Below are 20,003 nucleotides of genomic sequence, written 5' to 3' on the forward strand. Positions count from 1 at the left end.
AAACGGCGGTCGGTGCGATGTTGCACCAACCGCGACCACAACCGCTTAGCGCGTGCCGTACAACACGACGGTCTTGCCGCGTGCATGCAACAGACCATCGGCTTGCAGTTTCTTGAGAACGCGCCCGGCCATTTCGCGCGAGCAACCGACAAGGCGTGCCAATTCCTGCCGCGAAACGCGCAGCTGGGTGCCTTGCGGATGGCTCATCGCTTCAGGCTCCTTGGACAGATCGTGCAGCGTACGCACGATACGGTCGGTCACGTCCAGGAATGCCAGGCGGCTGGCTTTCCTTGTGGTATCGAGCAATCGCTTTGAGAGCTGAACGCCAATCGCGTACAGGATGCGGGGCGCATCCGGTGACAGACTGGTCTGGAACAGTTGCTGCAGCCGCTCGTAGCTGATTTCGGCCAGTTCGCATTGGGTGCGGGTGCGCAAGATCACCTCGCGCGTATCGGATTCGATGAACAACCCCATCTCGCCGACGAACTCGCCACTGCCGAAGTAGCCCAGCACCAACTCACGATCGTCATCTTCCTCGGCGATGATGCTGACCGAGCCGCTGACAACGTAATAGAGGGTGCCGGCCGGGTCTCCTGGCCGGAACACATCGGTCCGGGTCGGATAGCGCCTGCGGTGGCTGTGCGCCAGAAAACGCTCAATCGTGCCAGCGTCCAGTGCCAGATAAGGGGTAGCGTTACGTACCGTCGTGGTGACAACCGTCGTGTTTCCTGGGCTCATGGTAGTTCCGCGTGTAATTCCTGAAGCTTAACGGCATGAGTCATGCAAGGTAAACCATTCTCAACGTCGGCATTTCGTTGCTGGGATCTTTGGCTCATAATTGACTCCTTTCCCGCCTTCCATAAGGACAGACCGACGTGGTCAAGCCGTTGCCTCGCCTGAGGCTACAGGGGTTCAACAACCTCACCAAGGCGTTGAGCTTCAACATCTACGACGTCTGTTATGCGCGTACCGAAGAGGAGCGTCAGCGCTACATCGAGTATATCGATGAGCAGTACGACGCGGACCGTCTGACGCAGATCCTGACCGACGTGGCCGAGATCATTGGCGCCAACATCCTCAATATCGCACGTCAGGACTACGATCCGCAGGGCGCGTCGGTGACGATCCTCATCTCGGAAGAGCCCGTCATCGACAAGAAGCAGGCCGGCAAGGAGTTGATTCCTGAAGCCGTGGTTGCTCATATGGACAAGAGTCATATCACTGTCCATACATATCCCGAGACGCATCCGCAGGAAGGCATCGCGACATTCCGCGCCGATATCGACGTCGCCACGTGCGGTGTGATCTCGCCGTTGAAGGCGCTGAACTACCTGATCGAGAGTCTGGAATCGGACATCGTGATCATGGACTACCGTGTCCGTGGCTTTACCCGCGATGTGAAGGGCAAGAAGCACTACATCGACCACAAGATCAACTCGATCCAACACTTCATGGCCAAGAACGTGAAGTCGCGTTACGAGATGTTCGACGTCAACGTCTATCAGGAAAATATCTTCCACACGAAGATGCACCTGAAGGATTTCGATCTCGATCAGTACCTGTTCGAAGAGCGCGCCAAGAACCTCTCGTTCAAGGAGCGTATGAAGATCGAAACGCTGTTGAAGCGTGAGATCGAAGAGCTGTTCCACGGGCGTAACCTGAGCGAATAAGCGCAGGATTCGACCTGTTGCGTGCTTGTTTGCAAGCGCGCGCAAGATGCAAGGCGGGACGGCCCGCCACGCGATGACCTCGCGTTCCACAGCCGACGGCGGCCCAGTGTGCAAGCACTGGGTCGCTTTTTTTTTGCCCGTTTTCTAGTGAGGAGTGATGCGATGCCCTGGATCTATCTGTTGTTGGCCGGCCTGTTCGAAATCGGCTTTGCCATGGGCCTGAAGTACAGCGACGGTTTTACGCGCCTGTGGCCGACCGTGCTGACGGTCAGCCTGGCAGCCATCAGCCTGTGGTTGTTGACGCAGGCACTGAAGACCATCCCGGTGGGAACCGGTTACGCGATCTGGACCGGCATTGGCGCAGTCGGCGTCACCATCGCTGGCATCGCGTTGTTCGGCGATAGCGCGTCGTGGCCGCGCCTGGCGTGCATCGGCCTGATCGTTGCCGGTGTGATTGGCTTGAAGCTCGCCTAAAACGAACCGCCTAAAAGCGGTAGGCGATGGTCTTCATCAGCTTGGAGGCCAGCGCCATGGCGCTGGGAATCGGCGGCGGCAGGATGCGGGCGCCGGCCTGTTCGGCCTGATCGGCGTGGCGTGCTTCGTCGATTTTCATCACGCGCAGGATGGCGCGACTGCGCTGGTCGATCGCGGGCAGGGTCTCCAGGTGCTCGTCCAGATGGGCTTCGACCTGGCGCTCGGTCTCGACCACGAAGCCCAGGCTCCAGTCGTCGCCGCGCAATCCGGCCAGTGCGCCGAGGGCGTAGCTGCCGGCGTACCAGAGCGGGTTGAACAGGCTGGGGCGGCTGTCCAGTTCGTGCAGACGGTCGGCGCACCAGGCCAGGTGGTCGGTTTCTTCCTGCGCCGCTTCCAGCAGATGCTGCTGGGTGTGAGCATCGCGGGCGACCGCCGCCTGGCCGAAGTACAGGCCTTGGGCGCAGACCTCGCCGACATGGTTGATGCGCATCAGCCCGGCGGCATGCCGGCGTTGGTCTGGTTCCAGCGCGATGTCGGGCGTGTCGGCGGCTGGATTGGGTCGCTCGGCAGGCGGATTGCCGAATACCGTGTCCAGCGCGCGCTGGGCTTCGACCAGGAGCCGGTCGAGCGGGCTATGCAGTCGGAATGAAGAGGTCTGGGTCATCCGGCGATTCTGGCCCCCGGCCGGCGCGCTGCCAACCGCCCAGCGCCGGCCGGTAGGGCGACTTGCGCCGCCACGGCGCGTCCCGTACAATCCCGCCTCTTCTGTTTCGCCTTCACAACGCGTGGCAAAGTTCCAGCGGTCATTACCGCTGCAATCCGCCCGACTACTCAAGAGCTTCCTCATGACTACGTTCACCGCCAAGTCCGAGACCGTCCAGCGCGACTGGTATCTCGTTGACGCCGCCGGCAAGACGCTTGGCCGTCTCTGCACCGAACTGGCTAGCCGCCTGCGCGGTAAGCACAAGCCGATCTATACCCCTCACGTCGATACTGGCGATTACCTCGTGGTGATCAATGCCGAAAAGATCGTGGTCACGGGCAACAAGCTGAAAGACAAGAAGTATCACCGCTTCACCGGCTACATCGGTAACTTGAAGACCGAGAGCCTGGAGCAGGCGCTGCAGCGCCACCCGGAGCGCGTGATCGAAATCGCCGTCAAGGGCATGCTGCCGAAGGGTCCCCTGGGCCGCACCATGTACCGCAAGCTCAAGGTCTATTCGGGTGCCGAGCATCCGCACGCCGCTCAGCAGCCGCAAGTTCTGGATATCTAATCATGGCTATCACGCAAAACTACGGCACCGGTCGCCGCAAGTCCTCCACCGCTCGCGTGTTCCTGCGCAAGGGTACCGGCAACATCTCGGTCAACGGCCTGCCGTTGGACAAGTTCTTCGGTCGCGAAACTGCGCGCATGATCGTGCGTCAGCCGCTTGAGCTGACCAAGAACACCGAAAGCTTCGACATCCTGGTCACCGCCTCCGGCGGCGGCACCACCGGCCAGGCCGGTGCGATCCGTCTGGGCATCGCTCGTGCGCTGGTCGAATACGACGAAACCCTGAAGTCCGAGCTGCGCAAGGCTGGCTTCATGACCCGTGACGCCCGCGAAGTCGAGCGTAAGAAGGTCGGTCTGCACAAGGCCCGTCGCGCTACCCAGTTCTCCAAGCGCTGATCCATCGCGCTTGCTGCGTCCCGGTTCGCCGGGGCGCCTGCTTCAAAAGCCCGGCCACGCCGGGCTTTTGTCGTTTTGGGGTGTGTAAATTGCGCTTGCCTGAAAGTGTTCGGGCAACAAAAAAGGCCCGATCTTTCGATCGGACCTTCTGTGTTTGGCTGCCCCGGATGGATTCGAACCACCGATGCCTGAGTCAGAGTCAGGTGCCTTACCGCTTGGCGACGGGGCAATAAAACGTGTTGGTCCAAGATTATCGCATGCCCGTGTGCGCATGAATACCTTGGTGGCTATGGGTGGACTCGAACCACCGACCCCAGCATTATGAGTGCTGTGCTCTAACCGGCTGAGCTACATAGCCTAGGGAGCCGGCAATTCTCACTACGTGCCCGTGTGTTGTCAAGCATTTCGTTTTCAGCTTGTGAGCTGGCCGTCGCCGTGGCAGAGTCGGTGACAGTAGATTTTCAGGAGTCCGCATCGTGATCGATCCGGACGGCTTCCGGCCAAACGTTGGCATCGTGCTGATGCGGCAAGACGGTCAGGTGTTCTGGGCACGACGTGTGCGCAGGGACGGCTGGCAGTTCCCGCAAGGTGGCATGAATACCGACGAGACACCCGTAGAAGCCATGTACCGCGAGTTGCGCGAAGAAACCGGGTTGTTGCCCGAGCATGTGTCCGTGCTCGGCGCCACCCCTGGATGGCTACGCTATCGCTTGCCCAGCCGGGCGGTGCGCCGCAACGAACGCCAGGTGTGTATCGGCCAGAAGCAGGTCTGGTTCCTGCTGCAATTCACTGGCGAAGAATCCCACCTCAAGCTCGACCATACCGATACCCCGGAGTTCGACCACTGGCGCTGGGTGGATTTCTGGTATCCGGTCGAGCATGTGGTGATGTTCAAGCGCGGCGTCTACGCGCGTGCGCTGCGCCATCTGGCGCCACTGGCGCAGAACCTGGCGGGGCCGGCCGCTGTCGGTGTAATGCCCGAGCGTGCGCTGGAGGCGTGGTTGCCAGGCAGCAGCGCAGCGGGGCACGACAGCCCACGCAAGCGTCCGCGTAAGCGCAGCGGGGCTCGTACGGTGCGGATTAATAATGATTAACGTTTGGAATTGACACCTATTCTCGTTTGCGGTGCAATCAGTCCCGGTCCTCTCCGGATCGCCAGCACCCGACCGATACCGTGTACGTCTGCATCTGTAATGGGGTCACCGACCACCAGATCCGCGAAGCGGCCCAGAGTGGCTGCGCCAGCCTGGCCGAGCTGACCATGCGCACCGGCTGTGGTTCCAACTGCGGTTCGTGCCTGGAGATGGCTAGCGACCTGCTGAGCCAGGCGCATGCGACCCGCGCGCTGCCGTTGCCCATGCTGGGGCTGGCGAGCGCAGCCTGAGGCGTGCGACGTCGCGCGCTGTGACGGCCGGTAGCTCCGACCAGCGTCTCTCGAACCTCTTTCCAGGACTGCGCCGTCCACGGTTTTCCTTCGAGATCGAGCGCGAGGTCGTCCCAGGCTAAGGGCGGTACGGCGCTTCACACAGCGGTCGACCCACGGGTCCCGCAACTGATCACGATTCGCGTTCCTTCATGCGTCGCGCCAACGCGTTAGAGTGCGGCCGGCTCACTGTCTCGGAGACATCGCATGAAGGGCGATACCAAAGTCATCGAGTACCTCAACAAGGTGCTCTACAACGAACTCACTGCGATCAACCAGTACTTCTTGCACGCCAAGATGCTGAAGAACTGGGGCCTGAAAGAACTGGCCGAGCATGAGTACAAGGAATCCATCGACGAGATGAAGCATGCGGACAAGCTGTCCGACCGCATTCTGTTTCTCGAAGGGCTTCCCAATTTTCAGGCGCTGGGCAAGCTGCGTATCGGTGAGAACCCGACCGAGATGTTCCGTTGCGATCTGGCGCTGGAGCGCGAAGCGGTGGCGGTGCTGCGCGAGGCGGTGGCGTATGCGGAGACCGTCAACGACTACGTGAGCCGTCAGCTGCTGGTGGACATCCTGGAGTCGGAAGAAGAGCACATCGACTGGCTGGAGACGCAGCTGGATCTGGTGGCGCGGATTGGCGAGCCGAATTATTTGCTGACCAAGCTGGATGATTGAGGTCTGCTAAGGGAGCTGTGGGGTTGTTCTTGGGCGGCGCGTTTTGCTGGCTGCCTGGTATGACTCGGCACAGGCTCCTGATCGCTCAGCTGGCTGCGTGGGTCTTTGCTTGCAGGCGCGCGACCTGGCCGAGCAGTGCCAGGCGGGCGCGCGCGTATTCGGCGATGACCAGCGCCACCATGACCGATGGGCGTTCGACGGTGCCGGTGCGTGCGGCCAGTTCGATGCGGCGTGCTGCGTTGGAGACCGCCTGGGCGCCGACGTTGGCGCTGGACGACTTGAGCGTGTGGGCCAGATCGCGCAGCTGCATGCTGTCGCGATTGGCTGCTGCGGTTTCGAGCTGTTCGATGATGCCCGGCGCATCTTCCAGGAACAGCTGCAGGATGGTGATGGTGTCTGCGCCCGCCACCTCGTACAGCTCGTCGATGACGCTGTTGTCCAGGATCGGCAGCGCACGCGCCTGAGCGGCGTTGCTGGCGCTTTCGGACTCCACACTGGCTGCGCCACCACTGGTCGGACCGGGCAGCGCCGGCTGGCGTGGCAGCCAGCGCTGCAGGCAGGCATCCAACTGTTCGCGCGCGACCGGCTTGGACAGATAGTCGTCCATGCCGGCGGCCAGGCAGCGTTCGCGATCGCCGGCCATGGCGTTGGCAGTCATCGCCACGATCGGGATCGGGCGGCCGCCACTTTCGGTTTCCATCGCGCGCCAGCGCCGGGTGGCGGCATAGCCGTCCAGTACCGGCATCTGGCAATCCATGAAGACCATGTCGTAGCGGGTGGATTCCATGCTGCTCAGCGCGGCTTCGCCATCGGTGGCGGTGTCGGCGTCGAAGCCGAGCACCGCCAGCAGCTTCTGCGCGACCAGCAGGTTCACCGGGTTGTCTTCCACCAGCAGGATGCGCACCTCGCGTGCGTTGGCCAGCGACGGCGCCAACGGCTCGGGGATCATCGCCGAGGCCAGCGTGAGCGATTGGGCCGGCTTTGGATCGGGCGGCAGCACCAGCGAGCGCAGCGTCTCGTCCGGACTCTGGCGCGGCACCAGGGTGGCGTGGTCCTGCAGTTCGGACGGCACCGGTTCGTCGCCGTAGAGCCAGATCAGGCGCGAGCCGCCGAGGTCTGCGGGCTGGGCCAACGCGCGATGCACGGCGCGGGCGCTGTAGCGCAGCGTGTCGTGGTCGGCGATGACGCAGCGGAAGCCTTCGGTATCGCTGTGGCGGCGCACGCGCTCCAGCGCTTCCTGGGTGGTTTCCATCAGCACATTCGACACGCCCCAGCTGTCGAGCAGGCGCTTGAGGCGCTGCGACAGGCGCGTGTCGGAACTGATCACCATGACGCGTGCGGCGTCGGCGCCGGTGTTCTGCTGCAGGTCGCCGATGACCTTGAGCAGCGGGATCTCGAACCAGAAGGTGGCGCCGCGCCCGGGCTCGGATTCCACCCCGATGCGGCCGCCCATCAGGTCGATGATGCGCTTGCAGATCGCCAGCCCCAGCCCGGTGCCGCCGTACAGGCGGGTGGTGGAGGCGTCAGCCTGGGCGAATGAGCGGAACAGACGCGCCTGCTGGTCCTGCGCAATGCCGATCCCGGTGTCGCGGATCTGGAAGCGCAGCAGATGCTGAGCGCGGGTTTCGCCAAGACGACGCAGCTGGATATCCACGCTGCCACGTTCGGTGAACTTGATTGCATTGCCGATCAGGTTGCCCAGCACCTGGCGCAGGCGGATCGGGTCGCCGCGCACCAGCAGGCGCACCGATGGTTCGATCTCCAGACCAATGCGCAACTGGCGGCCTTCGGCTGTGCGCTGCAACAGCTGCACGACGCCGTCGAGCAGTTCGCGCAGGTTGAAGGTGGTGATCTCCAGTTCGAGCTTGTTGGCTTCGAGTTTGGAGTAGTCGAGGATGTCGTCGACGATGCGCAGCAGTTGCAGCGAACTGCCGGTGGCGGTCTGCAGCATGTCGCGCTGATCCAGGCTGAGTTGGCCGCTGGAGATCAGTTCCAGCATCGGAATGATGCCGTTGAGCGGGGTGCGGATCTCATGGCTCATGGTGGCCAGGAATTCGCCCTTGGCCAGCGTGGCGGCCTCGGCGGCCTGTTTGGCGCGCAGCAGTTCCTGTTCGAGTTCGCCCTGGCGTTGCAGCTCCTGCTGCAGGCGCTCGCGGGCGACCTCGGCTTCTTCCAGGCGTTGTGCCAACGCATGCTGCGCGCGTGCACTGCGATACGCGGCGATGGCAGCGCACACGCCCAATACCACCGCGAGCGCTGCAGATGTTGCCGTCAACGCCAGCCAGGGACCATCGATGGCAGACCACTGCAGGCCTGCCCCCAGCGCTGCGGCAAGGGCGGCCAGCGTGGCCAGGCTGCTCCAGGCGCGAAGGCCTCCTGCCCGCGCTGTCACTTCACAGCACCGCGTTCGTGAAGTCGAAGTCCAGTTCCTTGCCGACCGTCTGCACCAGGTTGCCCTGGATGAAGTCCACGCCGCTCATCCACATCGCCGCGGCCGCCTGCGGATCTTCGATGCGCTGGCCGATGATCAGCAAACCGCGCTGATGGGCGATATCGATCACGCTGCGCAGTTGATCGCGCACTGTGGCATTGCCGTGGGCGTCGGCAAAGCGGTTGGCCATGCGCACGAAACTCAGCGGCAATTGGCTCAGCAGCGCGTTGGCTTCGTCGCCGGGCTCGAACTGGCTAAGGCAGAACTGCACGCCGGCCGGCATCAGCTTGGCGCAGAACTGCTGCACGGTGACCGCGTGGATCAAGGCATCGTCCAGGCGCAGATCCACGATCAGCGATTGCCCGGCCACGCCGCGTTCGACCAGTGCCGCGAGCAGCCAGTCGGCGAAGGCATCGCGCGCCAGTGTGCGCGGGGATTGCGAGACGAACAGGCGCAGCGGCGGATGGGCATGCTGGTACAGATGCAGCAGGCCGAGCGCGTGATCCATGACCTGCTGGTCCAGATCGGCGATGCGTCCGGCGGCTTCGGCGGCGGGAATCACCTGGCCGGCCGATAGCAGCGTGCCATCGGCCTGGCGCAGCCGCAGCAGCACCTGGTACTGCGCGGTGTCGCCACCGGCCACCGCCACGATCGGCTGATAGGCCAGTTCGAGCTGGCCTTCGACCAGGCGCAGTTGCTCCTGTTGCTCGGCCTGGCTGGGGGCCAGATAGACCTGCACGCCGTCGCTGCGCAGGCGTGCCTGCAAGGCGGTGCGTTCGACTGCTTCCAGCGCACTGCCGGTGTCGTCGAAGCCAAGTCCCAGCGGTGCGACGCCAATGGCGCACCGCACGTGCACGGATTCTTCTTCGCGTACCGAGAAGGCATTGGCGGACAGCCGCTGGCGGATCTCCAGCGCGTGCTGTTCCAGACTGTTTTCGGGCATGTCCACGCCCAGCAGCAGGAAGCTGTTGTCGTTCAAGCGCGCCAGTGGATACGGGTGCGCAGCGCTGGCCAGGCGATGGCCGGCCTGGGTCATCAGGCGCTCGTAGGCGGCATAACCGTAGCGCTCACGCAGGCCGAGCGCGCTGGCGATTTCGATAAAGAACAAGCCGCCGGACTGCTTGCGCGCCAGCGCCTCGGCGAGCAGTCCCATCACATGGTTGCGCGTCGGCAAGCCGGTTTCCGGATTGCTGCGCACGCTGACCTGTTCGCCGGTCTGTTGCAGCGCCTGTTGGCGCGCGCGGCGAATGCGGTTGGACACTGCGGCGATCAAGTGGCGCGGGCGGATCGGCTTGGTCAGGAAATCGTCGGCGCCGCTGTCGAGCACTTCGAACTGGCGCTCCGGATCCGGGTCGCCGGTCAGGAACACGATCGGCAGCAACTGCTGGCCGGGTTGTTGGCGGATCAAGGTGGTCAGGCGGATGCCGTCCAGCTCGGGCATGTGCAGATCCATCAGGATCAGATCCGGGTGGTAGTCCTGGATCGCCTGCGGCACGCTGGCGGCGGTCATTTCCACCTGCGCATGCATGCCGGCACCGTGCAACACGCTTTGTGCGAACAAGGCTTGCGAGCGATCGTCTTCGACGATCAGCACGCGATATGGCGCATCTGCCGCCACGCTGCCGTCGCCTTCGCGGGTTGCCGCCTGCGTTGCGGATGGCGGTGCTGCCGGCGTGGCGCGCGCAGCGCTGATCGAGGTCACCGTTTGCGCGTGAACTCCCGGCGCGGCCACGCCCGCAGGTGCGGGAATGATTGCCGCACTCACCGGCGCAGCGCTGTCGGAAGCAGCCGTCTCGTCGACCCAACGGCGCCAATAGTCGGCCGGCGGCGTCTCTGCGCGCAGCAGACGATTGCGCGTGGCGGTGTCGTCACGGGTGAAAGGAACCGGATCTCGGGCGGCCATCGATACTCCCTGCAGTCGCGATGATTATGCGATGAACTTCACGATAGCGGGGACCTGCGTGCAGCCGGCGTGGTGGCTGCACGCGTGGGTGCGACCAGCCGACGCATGCCCCGCCACAGCAGGCGCCATACCCACCACACCACCAGCGCGGCGAGCACGCTGGAGCCCACTGCAACACTCAGTGCCAGCCACGGATGCGCCAGTGCCAGCGCCAGTGCGGTGGTGGCGATGGCGTCTTCGGTGAGCGATGCGATCCAGTTGCTGGCCGGCTCCGGCGAGGTGTTGAGCAAGGCGCGGGTGCCGGCCTTGAGCGTGTGGCTGGTCAGCGCCACGCCTGCGCCGGCCGCCAGTGCGCCCGTACCCAGATCGCCATCGGGCGAGAGCGTGGCTGCAGCCAGAAACGCACCGGCCGGCACGCGGGCCAGCGTCTGCAGCAGGTCCCAGCCCGAATCCACGCCGGGGATCTTGTCGGCGAAGAATTCGGCCACGGCCAGTGCGCCCGAGGTGCCGAGCACCCACCAGGACTGTGCCGGGTGCAGGGCGGGCGGCAGTTCGATCCAGCCGAGCAGGCCGGCCAGGCCGACGCCGAACACGGTGAGATAGACACGGATGCCGGCCAGCCAGGCCAGCAGGATGCCGATCACGAACAGGTGGGCTTCGCTCATGGCGTCGTCAGTCTCTGCAAACAATTGCAGAACTATCGCAGAATTTTGGCAGAACTTTGGGCTAACCGCCGGTCCAGCGCCAGCACGCCGGTCGGTGGCGCTCTGGCACACTACGCCGCCCATGACTGCGCCGGCCTGTCCGGACCCGATGCCCATGCGACCAGCCGCACGCGTTCAGATCGTTCAACGTGACTCGGGTGGCGGCCGTTCCAGCGGCCGCTGGCTGTGGTTGGTGATCGCCCTGGTGTGGCTGGCATCACTGGGCGGGGTGTGGTGGATGGCCAGCCGCACCGCCGCGCCGCGTCTGGTCGAGGCCGAGGCGGCGTTGCAGCAGGCGCAGCGTAGCCAGGCCCAGCAACGACGGCTGATTGAGCAACTACAGCAGCGCCAGGTCAATCTGGCGATGTCCGACAAGATCAGCCGCGCCGCCAACACCGAGGTGCAGGCCTCGCTGGCCGAGCGCGATGAGCAGATCGCCGCACTGCGCGCCGATGTGGCGTTCTACGAGCGGCTGGTGGGCTCCACCGCGCAGCGCAAGGGGCTCAACACGCATTCGGTGCAGTTCACCGCCGAGGCCGGCGGCACCTGGAATTACAGCGTGGTGCTGACCCAGAACCTCAACCGCGGTGCGATCAGCCAGGGGCAGCTGCGCTTTGCGGTGGAAGGCGTGCGCGCCGGCAAGCTGGTGACGGTGAGCTGGAACGAGCTGCACCAGAAACCCGACGCCGCCGGGCAGCCGTATTCGTTCCGCTATTTTCAGCAATTGGACGGCAGCGTGATCCTGCCGAAGGATTTCACTCCGCAACGTGTCAAAATCTCCCTGAGCGGCGATGGGGCGCCGGTCAATCAGACATTCGACTGGAAAGTCGCCGGCAATGGCGCGGGGGAGTAGCTCTATGTTCGGAAACAAGTCCAACCGTGGTGCGCAGACCGTGGTCGACACCTTGATCGGGCCGCAAGTGATCATTCGCGGCGACCTGATGTTCAGCGGCGGGCTGTATGTGGAAGGCCGCATCCTGGGCAAGGTCATTGCCGAAGACGGCGCCAGCGCCATCCTGACGGTGGCCGAGCAGGGCAGCATCGAGGGTGAAGTGCGCGCGCCGGTGGTGATCATCAACGGCCAGCTGACCGGCGATGTGCATGCCGCCGAGCGGGTCGAACTGGCCGCCAACGCGCGCGTGGAGGGCAATGTGCATTACCAGGTGGTGGAGATGAGCGCCGGTGCGCAGCTCACCGGACGGTTGATCCACGCCGCCAGTGCAGGCGCAACCGCTGCGTTGCCGGCGCCGGACGCCAGCCGCGCCGAGCCTGTTAAAACCCTGCAAGCCGAAACCGCCGACGCCTGAATGCCTTGTGCGCGGCTGAAGCGCGGCACGGGGTTCGGCAGCCACCGCTTGAAGTGGGGCCGCCTGGCCCCCATGCTGACGCCATGAGCACGCTCGTTTCGCTTCCCACCGCCGCCCCGGCACCGGACTATCAGTCCATCGACCGGCCACTGAACTTTTCCGTGGCCGCCGCCGCCAAGGTGCGCGAGCTGATCCAGGAAGAAGGCAATGCCGAGCTGGCATTGCGTGTGTACATCCAGGGCGGTGGCTGTTCCGGCTTCCAGTACGGCTTCGAGTTCGATGAGAACCGTGCCGAAGACGACCTGTCCGTGGCCACCGATGGCGTGACGCTGTTGGTCGACCCGCTGAGCCTGCAATACCTGATGGGTGCCGAAGTGGACTACACCGAAAGTCTGACCGGTGCGCAGTTCGTGATCCGCAATCCCAACGCCAAGACCACCTGCGGGTGCGGTAGCAGCTTCAGCGTCTAAACCAGGTGCGGTTGCTTCAGCCTGCGCGTGTCGTTGATGCGGTGGTCGATTTTTTAAGCGACGAGTGGTGGGATCTACGCACTGCGCGGATGATCGCCAGGGTGTCGGTGGTGCGCGATGCGCCACCAGAGCGCATGTCTAACGCGTTGCAAACATTTCCGTGCTGCGGGTTTCGCCGGGCGCGCGCAAGCTTCGTGCGCGCGAGGTGGCGCGCGCGTGGCGGCGGCCATACTGCCCGCATGCTCAATGCCGGTGCTCCGACATGCTCGCCTTATCCCTGCATCGTGTCTCGACCTGACGCGCGCTGGCGGCACTCGCCATTGCGCCGAGCGAGCGTGCCGCACACAGCACCCATCCCACGCCATGGCGTCGCGACCAAATTGCCAGCTGCCGCGTGTTGATCGGACAGCTAGATGCCGATCCTGCGTGCCGTAGATCGCTGCTGCCCGTTCCGTTCCTTCACCAGAGAACATCTCATCATGTTGCAACTCACATCCCGATCGGCGTTCGGCCTGCTGGCCATGCTTGGCATCGCCGGCGCGGTGTTTGCTCCTAGCGCCCAGGCATCGCCTGCACGTGGCACCTTGCTCAACAGCAATTTTCTGACCAGCTACACCCGGGATGCGATTGCCGTATCGCTTGCCTCCGAGCCAGCGGCCGAACAGCCCAAATGCAACGTGCGCGTGGCTGAGTTCACCTATGCAACGATCGGCGTCAATGGCGAACCGGCCACCGCATCGGGCGTGGTGCTGATTCCGGGTGGCGAGCGCTGCAGCGGGCCCTATCCGCTGCTGGGCTGGGGCCGGTCGACCGCAACCATTCGCAATGAGGAGCAGGCCAAGGACATCCGTGACGCCAAGGGTGACGACCCGCTGGTCACGCGTCTGGCCAGCCAAGGCTATGTCGTGGTCAGCAGCGATTATCTGGGGCTGGGGAAATCCAACTACGGCTTCCATCCCTACCTGCATAGCGCGTCGGAGGCGAGTGCGACGGTCGATGCACTACGCGCGGCGCGCAGCGTTCTGCAGCGGTTGAACACGCCGCTGTCCGGCAAGGTGATGCTGTCGGGGTATTCGCAAGGCGGCCATGCCGCACTGGCCACCCAGCGAGAGATCGAGGCGCATCTGTCCAAGGAATTTCAGTTGGTTGCCAGCGCGCCGATTTCCGGGCCCTACGCGCTGGAGCAGACCTTTGTGGACAGCTGGAGCGGAAGCAACGCGGTAGGCGAAAGCAGCTTCGGCATCATTTTGGGCAGCTACGCCATCGTCGCGATGCAGCACACCTATCGCAATATCTATCTGGCCGCGGGGCAGGTGTTTCAGGATCCGTGGGCGGCCAGGGTCGAGGCGCTGTTCCCCGGCAAGCTGGGCCTGACCGATCTGGTCCTTGGCGATACGCTGCCTGGGATCGATCAGCTCAAGGCGTATTTCCAGCCCGGGTTCTACCGTGATGTTGCCAGCAACCCCAACAACCCGTTCCGCAAGGATCTGGCGCGCAACGATCTGCTGGACTGGAAACCGCAGACGCCAACGCTGCTGTGCGGTTCGTCCAACGATGCGACCATCCCGCTCAAGAACGCGGTGACCGCGATCGCCGGCTTCAAGCGTCGTGGCAGCACCCAGGTAGCGCTGGTCGACATCGGCAGTGGCGACCCCAACGACAACTCGGCATTCGTCCATCTGACGACCAATGAACCGTGCATCGTCGCGGTGCGGCATCAGTTGCTGGACAAGCAGCGCTGACGCGATGGTCATCGGTTCGATTCGATTCGATCTGCCGGATGCGGATGATCTGCAGGTCAGGGATCTGTCGCAAGCCTGCCCAGTGACGCCTTCGCGCCGATGCGAGCGGCGAGGCTGATGATGACGGCGGAATCGGACATCGTCTCCTGAGTGCAACAACTGCGCGCGCTGCCTCGCGATCCGGGCAGCGCGTGCCTTGCTGTCACCACGTAGCAATCAACCGGCCGGCGCTGCTGGCATCCACGTCTGAACACGCGCCGGTAGCGAGGCCGTCAGAGCGTGTGCGACGGTTGCAGGCGATGCCGATTATCGGCAGGCTTGCGCCGATGTCCGAGTCTCTCTTTTCAACCTCCGAATGTGCCTTCACCCACGCGCCGCTCGATCGTGGCGATCTATTGCGTGACGATCCCGATGCATTGGCGCGTCTGTGGCCGCAGGGCCGCGTCTTGTTGCTCGATGCCAAGGGCGCTGCGCTCGCCGACGCGCAGGGCCAGCCCTTGCTGATGGAGGGCGCGACGCTCGGCGACGGGCCGGAGGCGGCGATTTTTCTGGGCCTGCGCGAAGACGTCGGCTGGTTTTGCTTGCCGGCCGATCAGAGCGGCGTACAGGCGCCGCAAAGCATCGATCTGCGGCAGGCCGCTGCCGATTGGCCGGCCGACATCGCCACAGCCTTTGCCTATGCGCGCGCGATGTTGCATTGGCAGTCGCGCACGCGGTTTTGCGGCGTGTGTGGCGGGGCGATCGCCTTCCGGCGTGCCGGCTTCATCGCGCATTGCACGCAATGTCAGACCGAGCATTACCCGCGCGTGGATCCGGCCATCATCGTGGCAGTCAGCGATGGCGAGCGCGTGTTGTTGGGGCGGCAGGCAAGTTGGGCGCCGGGGCGGTATTCGGTGATTGCCGGCTTCGTCGAACCCGGCGAATCGCTGGAGCAGACGGTGGCGCGGGAAGTCTTCGAAGAAACCCGCGTGCTGGTGCAGGACTGCCGCTATCTGGGCGCGCAACCGTGGCCTTTCCCGGGTGCGTTGATGCTGGGTTTTACCGCGCGTGCTGCAGCCACCGAGGTGCCGCAGGTGACCGGCGAGCTGGAAGACGCGCGTTGGGTCACGCATGCCGAGGTCACCGCTGCATTGGCGGGCGAGGGCAGCATCGGCTTGCCGCCACGTATTTCCATCGCGCGCGCGCTGATCGAGCACTGGCACCGCACGCATGGTTGAGCCTGGCCGATCATTGCAACGCGGGCAGATCAGGTGCGCTGGCATCGGCTCGGCTAGACTCGGCTGAGGAGGCCCACCCATGTTCACCACCCTGGTTGCTGTCGTCGTCGCACTCGCACTGGGGCACCTGGTGCCTGCTCACGTGGTGCGGCTGCGACGTTTTGAATGGTTCGCCCACTGGTTGCGCCGGCTGGACAGTCATGCGGCCGGGCGCGGTGCGTGGCAGGGGCGCTATGGCGTGCTGCTGGCGCTGTTGCCGGCCTTGCTGGTTGTCCTGCTGCTGCAATGGCTGCTGGACGATGTGTGGCGCGGGTTTTTGGCCTTGCTGTTCGGTGTGGCGGTGCTGGCCTGGACCTGGGGGCCGCGCGATCTGGATCGCGATGTGGAAGCGGTGATCGATGCCGACGAGCCCGGCGCACGTCGCGATGCGATTGCGCAGTTGCAGGCAGCCGGCGGCAGCGTGCACGAAGATGCGCCGTCGTTGGTGGAAGCGGTGGTGGTCAACGGCCTGCGGCGCTGGTTCGCGGTGTTGTGGTGGTTTTTGCTGCTGGGGCCGTTCGGGGCTGTGCTGTATCGGCTCACGGCGTTGGCGGTGGAAAGCCCGCTGTCGGTACTGCTGCCGCCACGCAATCTGGCCGGCGCGCGTTGGCTGCTGGCCGCGCTGGAATGGCCGGTGGCGCAGTTGATTACCGTCTCGATGGCGCTGGTGGGCAATTTCGACACGGTGTTCCGCGCCTGGCGGCAAGCGCACGGTAATCGCTGGTCGTTGGAGCCGCATTTTCTCGGTGCGGTGGCGCGTGCCAGCGTCAGTGCCGAGCTACGCGAGGAAGCGCACGACTACACCGATTCCGGATTAGTGCCGGTGTGGCGCCGCCTGCCGGAAGTGCGCGATGCGATGAGCCTGGTCTGGCGCGTGCTTCTGCTATGGATGGTGGTGCTGGCGTTGCTGGTGATTGCCGGGTGGGTGCGGTAACACCAAGTCCGCTTAGAGGCAGTTAATCACCCGTGCAATCGGTGATAGAAAGCTCAAGAGCATCGCCATTGACTTCCATGAAGAGCCGGCTTCCATCTTCGAACTGGATGGCGACTTCGCCAGGTCGGTGACGTCTAACAGACTTAACAATCTTTCCGACTAGTAGCTCAGTGGCGCGCTCGGATTCTTGCTCTAAGTTCACAGAGTTGATCCTTAACGGTCTAAGCCGGCGCCAGAAGCGTAAACGGGTACCACGGCAAATTCCTGGCAACCCAATACGTCGGCAACGCCCATAACCAGAACTTCGGTTCGGACATCACTGCCACGACGGGTGCGAACCAGCGCGCGCGCCAGCCGGCTTTCCAGGCGATCAGGCCGGGCAGGGTGAACAGGCCGAGCACGGCGGCGGGGTTCATGGCGAAGGCGCCGGGCAGATCGAAATGCACCAGCGCGTACAGCGCGCGGGTCATGCCGCAACCGGGGCAATAGCAGCCGGTCACGGCACGGAACACGCAGGGCGGGAACGGGCTGTTGCTCGCGTTCGGATCGAAGCGATACAGCAAGCTCACGCCAAAGGCGGCCACGCTGGTGGCCGCCCCGAGTCCAAGCCAATGGCGTGGACGCAGCTCCATTACTGCATGTGCTGCAACTGCTGCATGTAGTCCATGTAGCCCTGCATGCCGCCGGTGGCGACCATGCCGATGTTGATCAGCAGGCCGATGACGGCCAGCACGCTGGTCACGATGCACCAGGTCTTGGCGGTGTTGGAGGCGCGACGTGCGCCGTCGATGTCGCCCTGGTTGAGCAGGCCGTTGACCTTGCTGGAGAACACGATCGCCACGATGCCGCTGATCAGGGCCGGGCAGCACAGGCAGAAGCCGAGCACGGTGGAGACGATCGCCCAGATCAGGTGGTTGGGGACCGGGCCGGGTGCGGCGCTGGACGAGGGATGGATCGGCGGTGGGATGGCACTCATGATGAAGCTCCTTGGGTGGTAAACGACTGCGAACTGATGGGTGAGCGGGGAGGGTTATCGGGTGCGTGCCGCAGCAATGGCGACGGTCGTAGGCACGGGTACACAACGGCCGCACATGGCTACCGGCGCGATCGCCGGCCGCTGCAATGAGCAGCAGCAGCCGATCGCGGCAGATGCCTCAGGCGCGATGATGTTGAGCACGACGACTCCCCCCAATACGACCTGTCGCGTTCGCCAGGCGAGCGCGGCGGCAAAACGTGTGATGGCGCACAGGCTACTCGCGGCGCGCGACGGACGCAAAGCCCGCGCTCGCCGCACTTATGGCTGATCCTGACGCAGCGCCCGCACCTGCTGTTCGAGCAGCGCGGCGGTCGCCTCGTTGCCGGGAACCGCTGCCGCGGCGGCCACTTCGATATGCGCGCGCATCCTGCGCGGCACGCGCATGCGGCCCAGACGGGTGTCGCGGTGGCTCCACATGCTCGACCACATGCCGCGCAGCGCCATCGGAATCACCGGCACCTGGCGGCGCTCGAGGATCTTTCCCACGCCCGATTTGAACGGCGCAATCTCGCCATCCTTGGTCAATGCGCCCTCGGGGAAGATGCACACCAGCTCGCCGTCGGCCAGCGCCGCATCGATGCGGTCGAAGGCCTGCTGCATCAGCGCGGGGTCTTCGCGCGCGCCGGCGATCGGGATGGCCTTGGCGGTGCGGAAGATCCAGCGCATCACCGGAATACGGAAGATCTTGTAGTACATGACAAAGCGTACCGGGCGCGGAATCACCGCCGACAGGATCAGCGCGTCCATGTAGCTGACGTGGTTGCAGACCAGCAGCGCGGCGCCTTCATCGGGCACGTGGCGGTCGATGTCGCGCGCGCGCAGCCGATACAGCACGCTTACCAGCACCCAGCTGAGAAAGCGCATCAGGAACTCGGGCACCAGGGTGAAGATCCACAGCGCCACCAGCGTGTTGGCCAGCGCCAACGCCAGGAACACCTGCGGAATGCTCAGGCCCGGCAGCGGAATGCGCACCCCGAACAGCACCAGTTGCGGCAACTGCAATGCAATACCGATGATGGCGGCAGTGACGATGAACAACGAGTTCTGGATGTTGAGCCCGGCAATCACCCGCGAGAGTTCGGCCTTGGGCGTGCGGCTCTGGATCAGCGCGAACAACGGCACCACAAACAAACCGGTGAACAGGCCGATGCCGACCAGATCCACGATCAAACGCACGCTGCCGGGCTGCTGCACGAACTGGCTGATCGACAGATTGCTGGCGGGCGCAGCGCCGGGACGCGCGAAATAAAGATCCAGCAAAAACGCGCTGATGCCGAACGCACCCAGCGGCACCAACCCGATTTCCACGGTGCGCCCGGACAGCCGTTCGCATAGCAACGACCCCACGCCGGTGCCGATCGAAAACAGCGCCAGCGCGAAGACATATAGATCCTGCTGGCCGCCTAGATTGACCTGCGCGTACGTGGGCAACTGGGCGGTCAGCACGGTGCCGACGAACCAGAACCACGACACCCCGAGTACCGCGTTGCGCACTGCCGGCGTGCGCCGGGTCAGGCGCATGATGGCGCGCGATTCGGGAATGGGGTTCCAGTTGATGGTCAGCTCGGGCGCGCCGGCATCGACCTTGGGCACCAGCCGCGCGACCAGGTTGCCGGTGACGGCAATGGCGATCACTGCGGTGGCCGCGGCCTCCGGGCCGTGGCTGCCGGCGATCTGGAAGATCAACCCGCCGAAGATCATGCCGCAGAGGATCGAGATCGAGGTGCCCATCTCGACCAGGCCGTTGCCTCCGGTGAGTTCCTCGGGTTTCAGCACCGAGGGCAGGATCGAATATTTCACCGGCCCGAACAGCGTGGACTGCAGGCCGGTGCAGAACAACGCGATCAGCAATATCACCATGTTCTCGGTGAGAAAGCCCACCGCGGCCAGCGACATGATGGCGATCTCCATCGTGGTGGTGATCACGATGAGCTTCTGCTTCTCCAGCTTCTCGGCAATTTGGCCGGCCAGCGCGGAGAACAGGAAGTACGGCAGGATGAACAATGCCGGCGCCAGATTGGTGTAGAGCGTGCGCTGCGCCGCATCGATGCCCAGGTAGAACAACAAGCCGATGATGGCCTGCCGATAGACATTGTCGTTGAACGCGCCCAACGCCTGCACGGCGAAGAACGGCAAGAAGCGGCGCTGCCTGAGCAGGGCGAACTGACTGTGACCGGACATGCAGTTTCCTTTGCGAACGCGCGCAGCCTAGCAGGCTTCCACGGCGGGCTGGTGCATGGCCGATGCGCGCTTGGAAGATGCCGCGTCACCGCCCACACTGCGCGCCTCTCCTTACCAGACTCCTG

At 64.3% G+C, this 20,003-nt stretch carries 21 protein-coding genes and 2 tRNA genes; 13 read left to right on the forward strand and 10 right to left on the reverse strand.

The window, feature by feature from the left end; translation table 11 throughout:
- Positions 1-45: 45 nt before the first annotated feature.
- Positions 46-738, reverse strand: coding sequence for a cAMP-activated global transcriptional regulator CRP (gene crp, locus FFY45_RS13015; RefSeq protein WP_055828153.1), 693 nt, complete (start codon positions 736-738; stop codon positions 46-48).
- Between the two features lie 137 nt (positions 739-875).
- Between crp and speD the strand changes: the two genes are divergently transcribed.
- Both speD and FFY45_RS13025 read left to right on the forward strand, forming a co-directional pair.
- Positions 876-1,670, forward strand: coding sequence for an adenosylmethionine decarboxylase (speD, locus tag FFY45_RS13020; RefSeq protein ID WP_006451012.1), 795 nt, complete (start codon positions 876-878; stop codon positions 1,668-1,670).
- Positions 1,671-1,832: 162 nt separating this feature from the next.
- Positions 1,833-2,144 carry a DMT family transporter gene (locus FFY45_RS13025; RefSeq protein ID WP_176340757.1) on the forward strand — a complete coding sequence of 104 codons (312 nt, stop codon included), beginning with the start codon at positions 1,833-1,835 and terminating at the stop codon, positions 2,142-2,144.
- Positions 2,145-2,154: 10 nt separating this feature from the next.
- Here FFY45_RS13025 and coq7 read toward each other — a convergent pair whose 3' ends face one another.
- Positions 2,155-2,808 carry a 2-polyprenyl-3-methyl-6-methoxy-1,4-benzoquinone monooxygenase gene (coq7, locus tag FFY45_RS13030; protein WP_176340758.1) on the reverse strand — a complete coding sequence of 218 codons (654 nt, stop codon included), beginning with the start codon at positions 2,806-2,808 and terminating at the stop codon, positions 2,155-2,157.
- Positions 2,809-2,989: 181 nt separating this feature from the next.
- Here coq7 and rplM point away from each other — a divergent pair, with 181 nt between their 5' ends.
- Together rplM and rpsI are read left to right on the forward strand one after the other, a co-directional pair.
- A complete protein-coding gene (rplM, locus tag FFY45_RS13035; protein ID WP_006451009.1) occupies positions 2,990-3,418 on the forward strand; it encodes a 50S ribosomal protein L13 in 429 nt (142 codons plus the stop codon).
- Between the two features lie 2 nt (positions 3,419-3,420).
- Positions 3,421-3,813 (forward strand): 30S ribosomal protein S9, encoded by a 393-nt coding sequence (gene rpsI, locus FFY45_RS13040; protein WP_006451008.1) that lies wholly within the window; start codon positions 3,421-3,423, stop codon positions 3,811-3,813.
- A gap of 155 nt (positions 3,814-3,968) precedes the next feature.
- Here the strand turns inward: rpsI and FFY45_RS13045 are convergent.
- Positions 3,969-4,042 (reverse strand) — tRNA-Gln (locus FFY45_RS13045).
- A gap of 52 nt (positions 4,043-4,094) precedes the next feature.
- A tRNA-Met gene (locus FFY45_RS13050) sits at positions 4,095-4,171 on the reverse strand.
- A 118-nt stretch (positions 4,172-4,289) separates the two neighbouring features.
- Here FFY45_RS13050 and FFY45_RS13055 point away from each other — a divergent pair.
- The 3 genes from FFY45_RS13055 to bfr all read left to right on the forward strand — a co-directional run bounded on the left by FFY45_RS13055 (position 4,290) and on the right by bfr (position 5,914).
- Positions 4,290-4,907, forward strand: coding sequence for an RNA pyrophosphohydrolase (locus FFY45_RS13055; protein ID WP_006451007.1), 618 nt, complete (start codon positions 4,290-4,292; stop codon positions 4,905-4,907).
- Between the two features lie 80 nt (positions 4,908-4,987).
- The gene (locus tag FFY45_RS13060) at positions 4,988-5,197 is read left to right on the forward strand and encodes a (2Fe-2S)-binding protein (RefSeq protein ID WP_006451006.1); all 210 of its coding nucleotides are present in this window, start codon (positions 4,988-4,990) and stop codon (positions 5,195-5,197) included.
- 246 nt (positions 5,198-5,443) lie between these two features.
- The gene (bfr, locus tag FFY45_RS13065; protein ID WP_005990707.1) at positions 5,444-5,914 is read left to right on the forward strand and encodes a bacterioferritin; all 471 of its coding nucleotides are present in this window, start codon (positions 5,444-5,446) and stop codon (positions 5,912-5,914) included.
- An 85-nt stretch (positions 5,915-5,999) separates the two neighbouring features.
- Here bfr and FFY45_RS13070 read toward each other — a convergent pair whose 3' ends face one another.
- Genes FFY45_RS13070 through FFY45_RS13080 form a run of 3 tightly spaced genes read right to left on the reverse strand, consistent with a single transcriptional unit; the run spans position 6,000 to position 10,913 of the window.
- Positions 6,000-8,267: an ATP-binding protein gene (locus tag FFY45_RS13070; RefSeq protein WP_176340771.1), complete on the reverse strand. Its 2,268-nt coding sequence runs from the start codon at positions 8,265-8,267 to the stop codon at positions 6,000-6,002.
- 40 nt (positions 8,268-8,307) lie between these two features.
- The gene (locus tag FFY45_RS13075; protein ID WP_176340759.1) at positions 8,308-10,248 is read right to left on the reverse strand and encodes an EAL domain-containing protein; all 1,941 of its coding nucleotides are present in this window, start codon (positions 10,246-10,248) and stop codon (positions 8,308-8,310) included.
- Between the two features lie 38 nt (positions 10,249-10,286).
- Positions 10,287-10,913, reverse strand: a complete 627-nt coding sequence (locus FFY45_RS13080) for a DUF4126 domain-containing protein (protein ID WP_176340760.1) — start codon at positions 10,911-10,913, stop codon at positions 10,287-10,289.
- A gap of 154 nt (positions 10,914-11,067) precedes the next feature.
- On the opposite strand from FFY45_RS13080, the gene FFY45_RS13085 reads away from it, so the two are divergent.
- From FFY45_RS13085 to FFY45_RS13110, 6 genes are all read left to right on the forward strand, one after another.
- Positions 11,068-11,805, forward strand: coding sequence for a DUF6776 family protein (locus FFY45_RS13085; protein WP_343204103.1), 738 nt, complete (start codon positions 11,068-11,070; stop codon positions 11,803-11,805).
- 4 nt (positions 11,806-11,809) lie between these two features.
- On the forward strand, positions 11,810-12,259 hold the full coding sequence (locus FFY45_RS13090) for a bactofilin family protein (protein ID WP_104549716.1): 450 nt from the start codon (positions 11,810-11,812) through the stop codon (positions 12,257-12,259).
- A gap of 83 nt (positions 12,260-12,342) precedes the next feature.
- A complete protein-coding gene (gene erpA, locus FFY45_RS13095) occupies positions 12,343-12,729 on the forward strand; it encodes an iron-sulfur cluster insertion protein ErpA (RefSeq protein WP_006451000.1) in 387 nt (128 codons plus the stop codon).
- A 479-nt stretch (positions 12,730-13,208) separates the two neighbouring features.
- Complete coding sequence (locus tag FFY45_RS13100) at positions 13,209-14,471, forward strand: lipase family protein (RefSeq protein ID WP_176340762.1); 1,263 nt, start codon at positions 13,209-13,211, stop codon at positions 14,469-14,471.
- A gap of 326 nt (positions 14,472-14,797) precedes the next feature.
- Complete coding sequence (nudC, locus tag FFY45_RS13105) at positions 14,798-15,688, forward strand: NAD(+) diphosphatase (RefSeq protein WP_176340763.1); 891 nt, start codon at positions 14,798-14,800, stop codon at positions 15,686-15,688.
- 79 nt (positions 15,689-15,767) lie between these two features.
- The gene (locus FFY45_RS13110) at positions 15,768-16,661 is read left to right on the forward strand and encodes a membrane protein (RefSeq protein ID WP_006450997.1); all 894 of its coding nucleotides are present in this window, start codon (positions 15,768-15,770) and stop codon (positions 16,659-16,661) included.
- Positions 16,662-16,882: 221 nt separating this feature from the next.
- On the opposite strand, the gene FFY45_RS13115 is transcribed toward FFY45_RS13110, so the two are convergent.
- The 3 genes from FFY45_RS13115 to FFY45_RS13125 all read right to left on the reverse strand — a co-directional run bounded on the left by FFY45_RS13115 (position 16,883) and on the right by FFY45_RS13125 (position 19,878).
- A complete protein-coding gene (locus FFY45_RS13115) occupies positions 16,883-17,293 on the reverse strand; it encodes a DUF2752 domain-containing protein (RefSeq protein ID WP_102250944.1) in 411 nt (136 codons plus the stop codon).
- Positions 17,293-17,637 (reverse strand): CD225/dispanin family protein, encoded by a 345-nt coding sequence (locus FFY45_RS13120; RefSeq protein WP_006450995.1) that lies wholly within the window; start codon positions 17,635-17,637, stop codon positions 17,293-17,295. The genes FFY45_RS13115 and FFY45_RS13120 overlap by 1 nt, the downstream gene beginning before the upstream one ends.
- 318 nt (positions 17,638-17,955) lie before the next feature.
- Positions 17,956-19,878 carry an MFS transporter gene (locus FFY45_RS13125; RefSeq protein ID WP_176340764.1) on the reverse strand — a complete coding sequence of 641 codons (1,923 nt, stop codon included), beginning with the start codon at positions 19,876-19,878 and terminating at the stop codon, positions 17,956-17,958.
- Between the last annotated feature and the right edge of the window lie 125 nt (positions 19,879-20,003).

Origin of the sequence: Xanthomonas hortorum (genome assembly GCF_011305375.1) — a bacterium.
GTDB classification, from domain to species: domain Bacteria; phylum Pseudomonadota; class Gammaproteobacteria; order Xanthomonadales; family Xanthomonadaceae; genus Xanthomonas; species Xanthomonas hortorum_E.

Excerpts from the sequence above, each read along its gene's own strand:
- FFY45_RS13100 (WP_176340762.1), top strand. The coding sequence starts at position 13,209 with ATGTTGCAACTCACATCCCGATCGGCGTTCGGCCTGCTGGCCATGCTT.
- rpsI (WP_006451008.1), top strand. The coding sequence starts at position 3,421 with ATGGCTATCACGCAAAACTACGGCACCGGTCGCCGCAAGTCCTCCACC.
- FFY45_RS13090 (WP_104549716.1), top strand. The coding sequence starts at position 11,810 with ATGTTCGGAAACAAGTCCAACCGTGGTGCGCAGACCGTGGTCGACACC.
- FFY45_RS13080 (WP_176340760.1), bottom strand. The coding sequence starts at position 10,913 with ATGAGCGAAGCCCACCTGTTCGTGATCGGCATCCTGCTGGCCTGGCTG.
- erpA (WP_006451000.1), top strand. The coding sequence starts at position 12,343 with ATGAGCACGCTCGTTTCGCTTCCCACCGCCGCCCCGGCACCGGACTAT.
- coq7 (WP_176340758.1), bottom strand. The coding sequence starts at position 2,808 with ATGACCCAGACCTCTTCATTCCGACTGCATAGCCCGCTCGACCGGCTC.
- FFY45_RS13075 (WP_176340759.1), bottom strand. The coding sequence starts at position 10,248 with ATGGCCGCCCGAGATCCGGTTCCTTTCACCCGTGACGACACCGCCACG.
- FFY45_RS13025 (WP_176340757.1), top strand. The coding sequence starts at position 1,833 with ATGCCCTGGATCTATCTGTTGTTGGCCGGCCTGTTCGAAATCGGCTTT.
- FFY45_RS13120 (WP_006450995.1), bottom strand. The coding sequence starts at position 17,637 with ATGAGTGCCATCCCACCGCCGATCCATCCCTCGTCCAGCGCCGCACCC.
- FFY45_RS13115 (WP_102250944.1), bottom strand. The coding sequence starts at position 17,293 with ATGGAGCTGCGTCCACGCCATTGGCTTGGACTCGGGGCGGCCACCAGC.
- FFY45_RS13085 (WP_343204103.1), top strand. The coding sequence starts at position 11,068 with ATGCGACCAGCCGCACGCGTTCAGATCGTTCAACGTGACTCGGGTGGC.
- nudC (WP_176340763.1), top strand. The coding sequence starts at position 14,798 with ATGTCCGAGTCTCTCTTTTCAACCTCCGAATGTGCCTTCACCCACGCG.
- FFY45_RS13110 (WP_006450997.1), top strand. The coding sequence starts at position 15,768 with ATGTTCACCACCCTGGTTGCTGTCGTCGTCGCACTCGCACTGGGGCAC.
- rplM (WP_006451009.1), top strand. The coding sequence starts at position 2,990 with ATGACTACGTTCACCGCCAAGTCCGAGACCGTCCAGCGCGACTGGTAT.
- crp (WP_055828153.1), bottom strand. The coding sequence starts at position 738 with ATGAGCCCAGGAAACACGACGGTTGTCACCACGACGGTACGTAACGCT.
- bfr (WP_005990707.1), top strand. The coding sequence starts at position 5,444 with ATGAAGGGCGATACCAAAGTCATCGAGTACCTCAACAAGGTGCTCTAC.
- FFY45_RS13125 (WP_176340764.1), bottom strand. The coding sequence starts at position 19,878 with ATGTCCGGTCACAGTCAGTTCGCCCTGCTCAGGCAGCGCCGCTTCTTG.